The sequence below is a fragment of the Streptomyces sp. NPDC001904 genome, assembly GCF_040297005.1.
Classification (GTDB): Bacteria; Actinomycetota; Actinomycetes; order Streptomycetales; family Streptomycetaceae; genus Streptomyces.
In genome coordinates, this window is the sequence record NZ_JBEOYI010000002.1 from 1 (window position 1) to 12,726 (window position 12,726).

At 72.7% G+C, this 12,726-nt stretch carries 12 protein-coding genes; 4 read left to right on the forward strand and 8 right to left on the reverse strand.

Annotated elements, in window-relative coordinates; all coding sequences use genetic code 11:
- Positions 1–128 precede the first annotated feature (128 nt).
- Positions 129–929, reverse strand: a complete 801-nt coding sequence (locus ABT127_RS02570) for a sugar phosphate isomerase/epimerase family protein (RefSeq protein WP_351444065.1) — start codon at positions 927–929, stop codon at positions 129–131.
- 17 nt (positions 930–946) lie between these two features.
- A complete protein-coding gene (locus ABT127_RS02575) occupies positions 947–1,882 on the reverse strand; it encodes a bifunctional helix-turn-helix transcriptional regulator/GNAT family N-acetyltransferase (protein ID WP_351444603.1) in 936 nt (311 codons plus the stop codon).
- Positions 1,883–2,219: 337 nt separating this feature from the next.
- Between ABT127_RS02575 and ABT127_RS02580 the strand changes: the two genes are divergently transcribed.
- Positions 2,220–3,647: an alkaline phosphatase family protein gene (locus tag ABT127_RS02580; protein WP_351444066.1), complete on the forward strand. Its 1,428-nt coding sequence runs from the start codon at positions 2,220–2,222 to the stop codon at positions 3,645–3,647.
- Positions 3,648–3,693: 46 nt separating this feature from the next.
- Here ABT127_RS02580 and ABT127_RS02585 read toward each other — a convergent pair whose 3' ends face one another.
- The 4 genes from ABT127_RS02585 to ABT127_RS02600 form a co-directional block, all read right to left on the reverse strand.
- A complete protein-coding gene (locus tag ABT127_RS02585; protein WP_351444067.1) occupies positions 3,694–4,974 on the reverse strand; it encodes an MFS transporter in 1,281 nt (426 codons plus the stop codon).
- Positions 4,971–5,534 carry an ArsR/SmtB family transcription factor gene (locus ABT127_RS02590; RefSeq protein ID WP_351444068.1) on the reverse strand — a complete coding sequence of 188 codons (564 nt, stop codon included), beginning with the start codon at positions 5,532–5,534 and terminating at the stop codon, positions 4,971–4,973. Before ABT127_RS02590 ends, ABT127_RS02585 begins: the two co-directional genes overlap by 4 nt.
- Before the next feature lie 121 nt (positions 5,535–5,655).
- Complete coding sequence (locus ABT127_RS02595; RefSeq protein WP_351444069.1) at positions 5,656–6,423, reverse strand: SAM-dependent methyltransferase; 768 nt, start codon at positions 6,421–6,423, stop codon at positions 5,656–5,658.
- A gap of 354 nt (positions 6,424–6,777) precedes the next feature.
- Complete coding sequence (locus ABT127_RS02600) at positions 6,778–7,827, reverse strand: LacI family DNA-binding transcriptional regulator (RefSeq protein WP_351444070.1); 1,050 nt, start codon at positions 7,825–7,827, stop codon at positions 6,778–6,780.
- Between the two features lie 189 nt (positions 7,828–8,016).
- On the opposite strand from ABT127_RS02600, the gene ABT127_RS02605 reads away from it, so the two are divergent.
- The 3 genes from ABT127_RS02605 to ABT127_RS02615 are packed head-to-tail and all read left to right on the forward strand — an operon-like array spanning position 8,017 to position 11,170.
- Entirely contained in the window at positions 8,017–9,183 is a 1,167-nt protein-coding gene (locus tag ABT127_RS02605) for a Gfo/Idh/MocA family protein (RefSeq protein WP_351444071.1), read from the forward strand.
- On the forward strand, positions 9,180–10,337 hold the full coding sequence (locus tag ABT127_RS02610) for a dihydrodipicolinate synthase family protein (RefSeq protein ID WP_351444072.1): 1,158 nt from the start codon (positions 9,180–9,182) through the stop codon (positions 10,335–10,337). Before ABT127_RS02605 ends, ABT127_RS02610 begins: the two co-directional genes overlap by 4 nt.
- Positions 10,338–10,366: 29 nt before the next feature.
- Positions 10,367–11,170, forward strand: coding sequence for a sugar phosphate isomerase/epimerase family protein (locus ABT127_RS02615; protein ID WP_351444604.1), 804 nt, complete (start codon positions 10,367–10,369; stop codon positions 11,168–11,170).
- A gap of 244 nt (positions 11,171–11,414) precedes the next feature.
- Here the strand turns inward: ABT127_RS02615 and rbsD are convergent, their stop codons facing one another.
- Entirely contained in the window at positions 11,415–11,804 is a 390-nt protein-coding gene (rbsD, locus tag ABT127_RS02620) for a D-ribose pyranase (protein ID WP_351444073.1), read from the reverse strand.
- Positions 11,801–12,700, reverse strand: coding sequence for a ribokinase (locus tag ABT127_RS02625; RefSeq protein WP_351444074.1), 900 nt, complete (start codon positions 12,698–12,700; stop codon positions 11,801–11,803). The genes rbsD and ABT127_RS02625 overlap by 4 nt, the downstream gene beginning before the upstream one ends.
- Between the last annotated feature and the right edge of the window lie 26 nt (positions 12,701–12,726).

The window sequence follows — 12,726 nt, forward strand, 5'->3', positions numbered from 1 at the left end:
GTTCCCCGCGCCCCTGAGGCATGCGCTGCGCGCAGCCTCCCCTGAAGGCCGCAGGCCTTTCAGGGGCGCGGGGAACTGCGCGACCAGCCACGACGGACCCGTACCCGGCGACGAGACCCCGGCGCCCCCTACGCCGACTCGTTGAGCAACCGCCCCAGCAACTCCCGCCCCGCCCCCAGCAACCCCTCAAGCGGCGCAGCCGACTCGTACCAGCGGGCCTCGTACTCCCAGCACAGCCACCCGTCCCACCCCTCCCGACTGAGCACCTCCACGCACTCGGCGAGCGGCAGCACCCCGGCCCCGAGTGCCAGCGGAGTCGTGTCGTCGGCATCGGCGATGTCCTTGACCTGGACGTAGCCGAGGTACGGGGAGAGCGCGGCGTAGGAGGCCGAGGGCTGCTCACCGCCGAGCCAGGTGTGCATGACGTCCCAGAGCACGCCCACGTTGCGGTGTCCGACGAGCCCGGCGACCCGGGACGCCGCGGCGCCGGTGCGGTGCGAGTCGTGGGTCTCCAGCAGAACCCGTACACCGCGCTCGGCCGCGTACTCGGCGGCGACCCCGAGCCGCCGGGCGGCCGTCGCGTCGGCCTCGTCGGCGCTCTGCTCGTCGCCGCCGGGGAAGACCCGTACGTACGGCGCACCCAGATCGGCGGCCAGGTCGACCAGTTCGCGCACCTGGTCGAGCACGGGCGTGTCGTCGTCGGCGGGCGCCGCCACCCGCGCGTACCCGGCGACCCCGAGCACCTCGACCCCGGCCGCCTCGAACCGTGCGGCGGCGTCGGCCCGCTCCTCCGGGCCGATGCCCGGATGGACCGGCTCCTCCGGATGCGCGCGCAGTTCGACTCCGTGATAGCCGTGCGTGGTGGCGAGGCGCAGCACGTCGTCGAGGGGGAGACCAGGGACACCGAGGGTGGAGAACGCCAGTTTCATGGGGCGGACCCTACCCGTCAGTCCGCGGACTTATGGAGGGTCATCTTCCAGTCCTGTCCGACGAGATCGGCGCCGAAGGAGCGGTGCGGACGCTCGCCGACGAGGACGAACCCGTGCCGAAGGTAGACCGAGCGGGCCGACGCCAGGACGTCGTTGGTCCACAGCACCAGCTCGCGGTAGCCGACACCGCGCGCGAAGTCCGCGCAGGCCCGCACCAGCCGGTCGCCGATGCCCAGCCCCCGCGCCTCGGGCTCGACGAGCAGCAGCCGCAGCCGGGCCGTGCCGGGCGCCTCGTCCCGTACGCACATCACGCAGCCCACCGGGCGTCCGTCCAGCTCGGCGATCCACACCCGCTCCAGATGCGGGTCGTGGTCTTGGGCGAAGTCGGCGACGATGCGCGCGACCAGCCCCTCGTACTCGGTGTTCCAGCCGAACTCGGCCGCGTACACGGCGCCGTTGCGCGCGACGATCCAGCCGAGGTCGCCGGGGCCCGGCTCGCGCAGCAGCACGTTCTCGGGGTGCGGGGCGGCGCGGCCGTCGCCGAGCAGTTCGCGGACGGTGCGCAGGGCGTCGCCCAGCCGCTCGCGCTCACTCGCCGGAACCCCGGCGAGCAGCGTGCCGGCGGATTCCCGTGCGCGCTCGTCGAGGAGTTCGGCGGCGCCGCGGCCGCGCGCGGTGAGCGTGATGCGGCGGCGCCGTGAGTCCTTGTCCGACGACCCGCGCTCGACCAGGCCGGCCTGCTCGAACCTGCCGAGGATCCGGCTCAGGTACCCGGCGTCGAGCGAGAGCCGGATGCGCAGGTCGGCGGCGTCGACGTGCTCGGTGTGCGCCAGCTCGTACAGGACGCGGGACTCGGTGAGGGTGTACGGGGCGTTCAGGTGGCGGCCGTGGTCCAGCGCGCCGATCACGTTCGTGTAGAAGCGGTTGAAGGACCGGATGTCGTGCACGGTCATGGTCACCTCGCGGGCACCTCGCGGCTCGGACAGTTGACTCCGTCAGAGGTTTCGAGCGCCGCTCAGCGTACGCCCGGACCCCCGGACCGTCCATGGAGAAGGGCTCCGGTTCAAGTCCGTGTATACGGCAGGTATGGCGTGTGCCAAGGGACCGTACCCCGGCCCATGGGTTGGCCAAGCCCTTGCCGCGCGTTGTCCCCGATTTCACCGCGGGCCTCCTCTGCGCCACATCGGCGCGGACGCAGGGTGGTGGTCAACGGCCCGTACTCCACAGGCCGTTGACGTGCGGCCGGCTGCCGCGCCGGACGATCCGACCCGAGCAGACAGGGGACCTTCCATGGCAGAACTGACCCGACGCAGACTCCTCGGTTCCGCGGCGGGAGCCGTCGGCGGCGCCGCGGCCCTCTCGCTCCTCCCGCCCAGCGTCCAGAAGGCGGTCGCGGCGGGCCCGCCCCGCAAGGGCTCGCTGCGCGACATCGAGCACGTCGTGATGCTCATGCAGGAGAACCGCTCCTTCGACCACTACTTCGGCACCCTCAAGGGGGTGCGCGGCTTCAGCGACCCCCATGCGCTGAAGCTCGGCACCGGCCGCTCGGTCTTCTACCAGCCCGACGCCGAGAACCCGAAGGGCTATCTGCTCCCCTTCCACCTGGACACCCACTCCACCAGCGCCCAGGCCATCCCCTCCACCTCGCACGCCTGGTCCGTCCAGCACGAGGCGTGGAACAACGGCAAAATGGACCAGTGGCTGCCCGCCCACCGCAAGGCCGACGGCGTCAACGGCCCGTACGTGATGGGGTATTACACCCGCAAGGACATCCCCTTCCAGTTCGCGCTCGCCGAGACCTTCACCATCTGCGACAACTACTTCTGCTCGGTCTTCGGCCCGACCTGGCCCAACCGGCTCTACTGGATGACCGGCACCATCGACCCCGGTGGCACCAAGGGCGGCCCCATCCTCAACAATACGGCCCCGCAGCCCTACCGCTGGACGACGTACGCCGAACGCCTCCAGGCCGCCGGCGTCAGCTGGAAGGTCTACCAGCAGGACGACGACTACGGCTGCAACATGCTGGAGCAGTTCGCGTCCTTCAAGAACGCGCAGCCGGGCTCCGACCTGTACGAGCGCGGTGTCCGCCCGCAGCCCGAGGGCACCTTCGAGGACGACGCCCGCAACGACCGCCTCCCGGCCGTCAGCTGGATCATGCCGACCAGCTACCAGTCGGAGCACCCGGACTACCTCCCGGCGGCCGGCGCCGACTTCGTCGCGCAGAAGATCGAGGCGATAGCCAGCAACCCCAAGGTCTGGGCGAAGACGGCCTTCATCCTCAACTACGACGAGAACGACGGCCTGTTCGACCACGTCGCCCCGCCCACCCCGCCGGCGGGCACCGCGGACGAGTTCGTCAAGGGTCTGCCCATCGGCGGCGGCTTCCGCGTCCCCGCCATCATCATCTCGCCGTGGACGGTGGGCGGCTGGGTCGCCTCGGAGTCCTTCGACCACACCTCGGCGCTCCAATTCCTGGAGAGCTTCACGGGCGTCGAGGAACCCAACATCACCGACTGGCGCCGCCGCACCTTCGGCGACCTCACCTCGGCCTTCCGCTTCTCCCACGCCAGGCCCCGCGCCCCCCGCCTGCCCGACAACACCGCCGAGCAGCTGGCACAGGCCAAGGACGAGGTGGCCACCCTCCCGAAGCCGACCCTCCCGGGCGCCGACCAGAAGTTCCCGCACCAGGAGCGGGGGCGGCGGCCGCACGTGTAGGCACGGGCGGGCCCGAGGCGGTCCCGCCCCCTGTCGCCGGACGTGGTCAGGCCCGCGTCCGGCGACTCCCTCGCCCGGCGGTCGGCAGCGGTGGTGCCCGGCGCACCGCGGGACTCGCGGTGGCGGCGACCGCGGCGGCGAGGGTGACGGCGACCAGTACGGCGAGGGTGTCCGCGGCGCCGACGTGGGTCAGCAGCCGGCCCGCTCCCAGCGAAGCCACCGGCATCACTCCCCACGACAGGGTCATGGCCGCGCTGCCGACCCGGCCGCGCAGTTCGTCGGGCACGAGAATCGTGGTGTAGCTGCCGATGACGACGTTCCACAGGGGTCCCACGAAGGCCGTGGCAGCTCCTATGGCGCCGATCACCAGCGGGTGCGCGGTGAACAAGAAGAGGGGCAGCAGCCCCGCCCAGATCCAGTGGACGCCCAGGATCACGGACCGGGGCGAGAAGTAGCGGTGCAGCCGGGCCGCGGCGAGCGCACCCAGCAGCCCGCCCCCGCTGTAGACGCCGAGCATCACCCCGATGTCGGCGGCTGAGGCGCCCTCCTCGCGGGCGAGGACGACGATGACGAGTCCGAGTGCCTGGAAGACCATGTTGCTGACGGCGACGAGCAGCACGGCGGCGCGGATGAGGGGGTGACGCCAGATCCAGCGCAGCCCCTCGGTCGTCGACCGCCACCCGGGTACGCGGGACGCGGACTTTCCGGACCGCGATGGTGCGGACGATCTTCCGCGCAGCTCACCCCGCAGGAAGAGCAGTCCGGCGGACGCGACGGCGTACGAGACGACGTCGGCGAGGAACGGCACGGCGGGCCCGAGACCGAAGAGGGCCCCGCCCAGCGGCCGCCCGGCCAGTGCGGCGCCCCGCCCCCTGGCCTCGTTGTGCGCGACGGCGGTGGGGAGCTGCTCGGCCGGGACGATGTGGGGGAGCGCGGCGTGCTCGGCGAGCCCGAAGAAGACGAAGCACAGCCCCTGCGCGAAGGCGACGGCGGCGAGATGCGCGACCGTGACGGCACCGGACCACACGGCGACGGGCACGGTGGCGAGCACCAGTCCGGCGACGATCTCGCTCACCAGCAGGATGCGGCGCCGGTCCCACCGGTCCACGAGCGCTCCCGCGGGCAGCTGCGCCACCAGGTGCGGCAGTGTCCCCGCGGCCGCGACGACTCCGGCGTCACCGGGCGAACCCCCTGAGGCGAGTACCAGCAGCGGCATCGCGGTCTGACTGCTCTGTGCTCCCAGCGCGGAGACGACCTGACCGCCCCACAGAGCGGCGAAGTCCCGGTTGCGCCACAGGGACCGGGGCCGTACTGCCGTTCCGCTCACGGCGTGGGAAACGCGTGGAAGACCACGGACACGTATCGCGCCCCCGAAGCCGCGGCCTCGGGCGTCCGGTGCCACCGCGACAGCAGCGCGACGTACTCCTCCCCGAACCGGGCGAGCTCCTCGGCCGTCAGGTGGGTCCCGCCGAAGGAGTGCATGGCGGCGGTCCCGAAGTCCCCGTACGCCTCACGTCCGGTCCGCAGGAACGCGGCCAGGTCACGCTCGGCGCGCTCCTGCCACTGCCGTGCGATCTCCTCGGCGGCGGCCCCGGCCTCGGGACCGTCCGTCCGCCGCGGCAGCCGCACGTCCTGCGGGACGGCCCGCCAGTACTTCCGTCGCCCCGCGGACCGCGCCACGTCCTCCTCGACGAAGCCGAACCGCGCCAACTGCCGCAGGTGGTAACTGGTCCCGCCCCGGTCCTCACCGAACTCGCCGGCGAGATCGGCCGACGTGGCGGACCCGTGCCGCTGGAGCCAGGTCAGCAGCCGCTGACGCAGGGGGTGAGCGAGTGCCTTGAGGGAGTCAACATCGGTCAATATCCGGGGACTTGAGGGCTCGGTCATGGTGAGAAGATATCGATGCAAAGAAATCTTCTCAATGGGTGGGAGGGCGACGGCACGGGACGGAGTACGCCTCACTCCGCCGCCGCGCCGGCACGCCGCTCCCGCCCGAGGGTGTGGTGGGTCAGCCCACCGGGACCAGCGTGAGGTAGGCGATCCCCAGGACGTCCCGGTAGCCCCGGAGCCAGTTGGCCCGGTGTCCGTCGAGCTTGGCGCGGGTCTCCTCGGCGAGCGGGTGGTCCGGGTGGGCGGCCAGCCACACCTCCTTGTCTGACTGGTAGCCGGACTCGAACGCCTCCCACTCGTCACGGTTCGCCGTCTCGGTCCAGGCGGGCCGGAATCCGGCCTCCACCGCGCGGTCGACGAGCCCCGCCAGGTCGTGGTACTCGTCGGCCCTTGCGTCCGGCCACATCGCGCTCAACTCGGTCTGCGTCGGGGGCCGCTGCCAGTACCCGTCGGCGAACAGCACCCGGCCGCCGGGTGTGACCAGGCGGCGCAGCGCATGCAGCGCCTCGGTGGTGAGCTGGGGCGGTTCGGCGCCGCTGAGCGCGTGGCTGGCGCTGAGGCAGAGCACCAGATCGGCGGGGGCGAGCGCGGTGTCGGTGGCGGACTGCTCCACGAACTCGACGCGGTCGGCGAGGCCGCGGGCGGCGGCGTTCGCACGGCCCCGGGCCAGATCCTCCCCGTTGAGGTCGATCCCGCGCCCGGTCGCGCCGGACGCCGCCTCCAGCACTCTCAGCATCAACTCGCCCCAGCCGCAGCCGATGTCGAGCACGGTGGACGGTTTCGCGAGCGCCAGCCTGTCCACGAGTCCCGTGGCCCGGGACTCGGAGAGCGGGCCGTGGAAGGTGAGGCGGGTGAGGCGGGGTGGGAGATCCTTGGTTTCGGTCATGGCGGGCAACGGTACGTCGAGTCTGCCGTCCGCACGACGGAGTTTTCGCCCCGGTCGCGCAGTTCCCCGGCGCCTCTGTCGGGTTGTCGGTCGTCTGCCGACCGGTGGCCGCTTCTCGCGCAGTTCCCCGCGCCCCCGGGGCGAGCGCCCGATGAGAGGGCGCACGCAGTGCGCATCTCAGGGGCGCGGCGAACTGCGCGACCGGCCACGACGGTGGCGCGGGTGAAGAACTGCCCAGGGCGCGGGGAACCGCGCGACCAGCCACGACGAGAGCCGCGCACGAACGACGGCCCATGAGGGGCGCGGGGAACTGCGCGAGAAGCGGCCACCGGCCCGCGCACGAAGAACCGCCCGTCACCGCCCGCGCGGAACCCCCGTGGACCCCCGCACCATCAGCTCCCCGCCCACCACATCCACCCCACCGGCCGGCGCCGCCTCCCGCCCCATCGCGATGCGCCCCGCCCGCGCCGCCGCCTCCGTCAGGGGGAGCCGCACCGTCGTCAGGGCGGGCACCGCGTCCACGCTGAAGGGCAGGTCGTCGAAGCCCGCCACCGAGACGTCCTCGGGGATGCGCAGACCGGCCTCCCGCAGGGCCGCGCACGCGCCGAGCGCGACCGTGTCGTTGGCGGCCACCACGGCGGTCAACGCAGGATCCCTGCGCAGCAGTTCGACCGTCGCCGCGTGCCCGGCCGCCCGGTCGTAGGAGCCGTGGACCACCAGGTCGGCCGACTCCTCGACCCCCGCGGCGGCCAGCGCGTCACGGTGGCCCTCCAGACGGTCCCGGGTCGTCGTGCGTTCCTCGGGCCCGGCGACGTAGCCGATCCGCCGGTGCCCGAGCGCGAGCAGATGCTCCGTCAACTCCCGGCCCCCGCCGCGGTTGTCGAAGGTCAGCGCGACCGCGTCCGCGTCCGGCACCGGCGGCCGCCCGCACAGCACCACCCGCGTACCGGCCTCCGCGAGCCTCCTCAACTTGGCCGCCACGGCCGCCACATGGGCCGCGTCCTCGATCGCCCCGCCGGTGAGCACCACCGCCGCCGCGCGCTGGCGCTGCAGCAGCGTCAGGTACGTCAGCTCGCGCTCCGGGGAGCCGCCCGTGTTGCAGACCACCGCGAGCCGTTCGCCGCCCGCGCGCCCGCCGGGGCCGACGATCTCCGACTGCACGGCGGACGCCATGATCCCGAAGAAGGGGTCGGCGATGTCGTTGACCAGCACCCCGACCAGATCGGACGTGGCGGCGGCGAGCGCGCTCGCCGGACCGTTGAGCACGTAGTCCAGCTCGTCCACGGCCTTCAGGACCCGCTCACGGGTGGCGGCCGCGACCGGGTAGTTGCCGTTGAGCACGCGCGAGACGGTGGCGGGGGACACCTGCGCGCGGGCGGCCACGTCCGCGAGGGTCACGGTCATCGAGTCATCCTCCGACTGGTATGCGGCTGGTGTCCGCTGTCATCCGCCGCGTATCCGCTCTTGTCCGAGCGGCTGTGCAGAGGCTAGCTTCTCCTTGGATAGAAAGCGCTTGCTACGAGGTGTCGAACACGCATGCCGAAGGAGCCCGCGCCGATGTCCGCGTACGGCAGGCCGGACGAAGGGACTCACGTGACACGCAAGACGGTGCGCATCGCCATGAACGGTGTGACGGGGCGCATGGGCTACCGCCAGCACCTCGTCCGCTCGATCCTCGCGCTGCGCGAGCAGGGCGGGCTCGACCTCGGTGACGGCACGGTCCTGTGGCCCGAGCCGGTCCTGGTCGGCCGCCGCGAGCACGCGCTGAGGGCCATCGCCGAACGGCACGGCCTGGACGGGGCGAACATCTCCACCGACGTGGACGCCGTGCTCGCCGACGACAGCGTCGACATCTTCTTCGACGCCGCGATGACCTCCGGGCGCGAGGAGATCCTCAAGAAGGCCATCGCCGCCGGAAAGCACGTCTACACCGAGAAGCCCACCGCCACCGGCCTGGAGGGCGCCGTCGAACTGGCCCGCCTGGCGCGCGAGAAGGGCGTCAAGTCGGGCGTGGTGCAGGACAAGCTGTTCCTGCCGGGCCTGCTCAAGCTCAAGCGCCTCATCGACGGCGGCTTCTTCGGGCGGATCCTGTCCGTGCGCGGCGAGTTCGGCTACTGGGTCTTCGAGGGCGACTGGCAGGAGGCCCAGCGCCCCTCGTGGAACTACCGCAGCGAGGACGGCGGCGGCATCGTCGTCGACATGTTCCCGCACTGGGAGTACGTGCTGCACGAGCTGTTCGGCCGGGTCACCTCGGTCACCGCGCTCGCCACCACCCACATACCCACCCGCTGGGACGAGGACGGCAAGCCCTACGACGCCACCGCCGACGACTCCGCGTACGGCATCTTCGAGATCGAGGGCCCCCGGGGGCCGGTCGTCGCCCAGATCAACTCCTCCTGGGACGTGCGCGTCAACCGCGACGAGCTCGTCGAGTTCCAGGTCGACGGCACCGAGGGATCGGCCGTCGCCGGACTGCGCAACTGCCGCGTCCAGCACCGCAGTTCCACCCCGAAGCCGGTCTGGAACCCCGACCTCCCGGCGACGTACTCCTTCCGCGACCAGTGGCAGGAGGTCCCGGACAACACCGAGTTCGACAACGGCTTCAAGGTGCAGTGGGAGCTGTTCCTGAAGCACGTGTACACCGGGGCCGACTACCACTGGGACCTGCTGGCCGGCGCCCGCGGAGTACAGATGGCCGAGCTGGGGCTGAGGTCGTCGGCCGACGGCCGCCGCCTCGACGTTCCGGAGATCTCGCTGTGACTCTTCATCTCCCCACCGCGGACGGCGGGTTGACGGCCTACGAGCCGCGCGCCGAGCCGCTCACGTACGACACCGGCGCGCCGCTCGCCTCCCGGGTCGTCTTCTCGGCGGCGCACGTCGTCGCCGACCCGTTCGCCGACACCACCCCCGACTCCCCGGCCGCCGTCGACTGGGACGCCACCCTCGCCTTCCGCCGCCACCTGTGGTCCCACGGGCTCGGCGTCGCCGAGGCGATGGACACCGCGCAGCGCGGCATGGGCCTGGACTGGGCGGGCGCCGCCGAGCTGATCCGGCGCTCCGCCGCCGAGGCGAAGGCGGTCGGCGGCCGCATCGCCTGCGGCGTCGGCACCGACCAGCTCACCGCGCCCGCCCGCGATCCGGCCGAGGTCAGGGCCGCGTACGAGGAGCAGCTCGCGCTCGTGGAGGGGACGGGCGCGCAGGCGATCCTCATGGCGTCCCGCGCGCTGGCCGCCGTCGCCCGCGGCCCCGAGGACTACCTCGACGTCTACGGGCACCTGCTCCGGCAGGCCGCCGAGCCGGTCGTCCTGCACTGGCTGGGCCCGATGTTCGACCCGGCCCTGGACGGCTACTGGGGCTCGGCCGACCTCGACACGGCGACCGAGACGTTCCTGGAGGTCATTGCCGCGCACCCGGACAAGGTCGACGGCATCAAGGTCTCCCTGCTCGACGCCCGCCGCGAGGTCGAGCTGCGCCGCCGCCTCCCGCAAGGCGTGCGCTGCTACACCGGCGACGACTTCAACTACCCCGAGCTGATCGCGGGCGACGACCGCGGCTTCAGCCACGCCCTGCTCGGCATCTTCGACCCGCTGGGCCCCCTTGCGGCACAGGCGGTCCGCGTCCTGGACACCGGTGACGTCAAGGGATTCCGTGAACTCCTGGACCCCACGGTCGAGTTGTCCCGGCACCTCTTCCAGGCGCCGACCCGGTTCTACAAGACCGGCGTCGTCTTCCTCGCCTGGCTCTCCGGCCACCAGGAGCACTTCACCATGGTCGGCGGCCTCCAGTCGGCGCGCTCCCTGCCGCACTTCGCGCGCGCCTACCAACTCGCCGACTCCCTCGGCCTGTTCCCCAGCCCGGAGCTGGCCGAGACCCGCATGAAGCAACTGCTCGCCCTGTACGGAGTGACCAAGTGAGCGCCGACCCGCTGTTCTCCATCAACCAGATGACCGTCAAGCAGCTCGGCCTGCCCGAACTCGTGGACGCGTGCGCCGAACTGGGGGTGCGCAACGTCGGTACGTGGCGCGAGCCCGTCCAGGCGTACGGCGTCGAGAAGGCGGCCGCGCTGCTGCGCGACGCCGGGCTGACCGTCACCACACACTGCCGCGGCGGTTTCCTCACCGCGCTGGAGGCGGCCGAGCGCACGGCCGCGCTCGACGACAACAAGCGCGCCGTCGACGAGGCCGTCACCCTCGGCACCGACGTCCTGGTCCTGGTCTCCGGCGGCCTTCCGGCCGGCAGCCACGACCTGGCGGGCGCCCGCGAGCGCATCGCCGAGGGCCTCGGCGTGCTCGCCCCGTACGCGGCCGAGCGCGGGGTGCGGCTCGCGATCGAGCCGCTGCACCCGATGTACGCGGCCGACCGCTGCGTGGTCTCCACCCTCGCCCAGGCCCTGGACATCGCCGAACGCTTCCCCGCGGAGCAGGTCGGTGTCTGCGTGGACACGTACCACATCTGGTGGGACGACCAGGCGCCCGCGCAGCTCGCGCGGGCCGGCGCCCAGGGACGCATCGCGACGTTCCAGCTCGCCGACTGGACCACGCCGCTGCCCGAGGGCGTGCTCAACGGCCGGGGCCAGCTCGGCGACGGCGCGATCGACCTGCGGTACTGGCGCGACCTGGTCGAACGGCACGGCTACACGGGCCCCGTCGAGGTCGAGCTGTTCAACGACGGGCTGTGGGCCCGCGACGGCCGCGAGGTGCTTGCGGAGACCGCCGCACGGTTCACCCGGCACGCGGTCCGGGAGTGACAAAGGGGGCGTGAGTCGTCCGCTTTCGCGCCCCTTGCGCGCCTCGTGCTCCCGCAGCTCGCCGACTTCCAGGAAATTTCCGCAACCCGGTGCAACCTTTGCGCCGCCACGGGGGTCGTTACTTGCGTCGGAATCCTGAGGGGGGAGATCTGGGGGGATCGAAGGATTCCGGCGCAGGGAGGGGAAAGCCCGAGGGGAGCCCGGTCCGTGGACCGGGCTCCCCGCCGGTTTCGGGTGCCACGTCTCAGAAGAAGACCCCGCACCGCAGCAGCACATTGGCGAACGGCCGCGCCTCCCCGGTCCGCACCACGAGCTTCGCCGACGCCGACAGCGCCTTCAGCTCCTCGTGCGTGACGTGGGAGATGGCCGGCACCCGCTCGGCGAGCAGCGAGGCGGCGTCCGGGTTCGCGGCCCGCACCTCACCGGCGGCCGTGCCGGCCTCCACGACCAGCTCGTCGAGGAGCCCGTCGAGCACCTCGGCGAACGACGGCACCCCGGCCCGGAAGGCCAGATCGACCACGCGCGGCCCGGCCGGGACCGGCATCCCCGCGTCGCACACGAGCACCCCGTCCCCGTGCCCCAACTCCGCTATGGCCCCCGCCAGATGGCGGTTGAGTATCCCGGCCTTCTTCACAGCGCGGCGACCTCGTCCGCCGTCGGGTACGAGGCCTGCGCGCCCTCCTTGGTGACGGCGGCGGCGCCGACCCGGGCCGCGTACGCCGCCGCCTCGGCCAGCGACGCACCCGCGCCGAGCCGCCAGGCCAACGCCGCCGTGAAGGCGTCACCGGCGCCGGTGGTGTCCACGGCCTTCACCTTCACGGAGGCCACCCGCTCCGACCCGTCGGCGTCCGCGACCAGCGCGCCCTCGGCGCCGAGCGTGATGACGACGGAGCGCGGGCCGAGCGCGAGCAGCTGCCGCGCCCACTCCTCGGGGTCCGGGCCCGGCTCCGTACCGAGGATGACCTTCGCCTCGTGCTCGTTGACGATCAGCGGGTCGCACACGGCGAGGACCTCGTCGGGCAGCGGCGCGGGCGGCGACGGGTTGAGGACGAGCCGTGCCCCGTCGGCCAGCGACCGGGCCACCTCGGCGACCGTGTCGAGCGGGATCTCCAGCAGCGTGGAGACCACCGGCGCCGCCGCGAACAGCTCCCGTGCGGCCCGCACGTCGTCCGGCGTGAGCCGTCCGTTCGCGCCCGGCGACACCACGATGCTGTTGTCGCCCGACGGGTCGACGGTGATCAGCGCGACCCCGGTGGGCGCCCCGCCGACGAGCACGCCCGAGGTGTCCACCCCGGCCGACTCCATCGACGTACGGAGCAGCTGCCCGTGCCCGTCGTCACCGACCCGCGCGAGCAGCGCGGTGCGCGCGCCGAGTCGGGCCGCGGCCACCGCCTGGTTCGCGCCCTTGCCACCGGGGTGGACCACCAGGTCGGAACCGAGGACGGTCTCCCCGGCACCGGGGCGCCGGTCGACGGCAACCACCAGATCGGCGTTGGCCGACCCCACGACGAGGAGGTCATACGTGCTCATGCTCTGCCTTTCTTCGTGCACCAGTC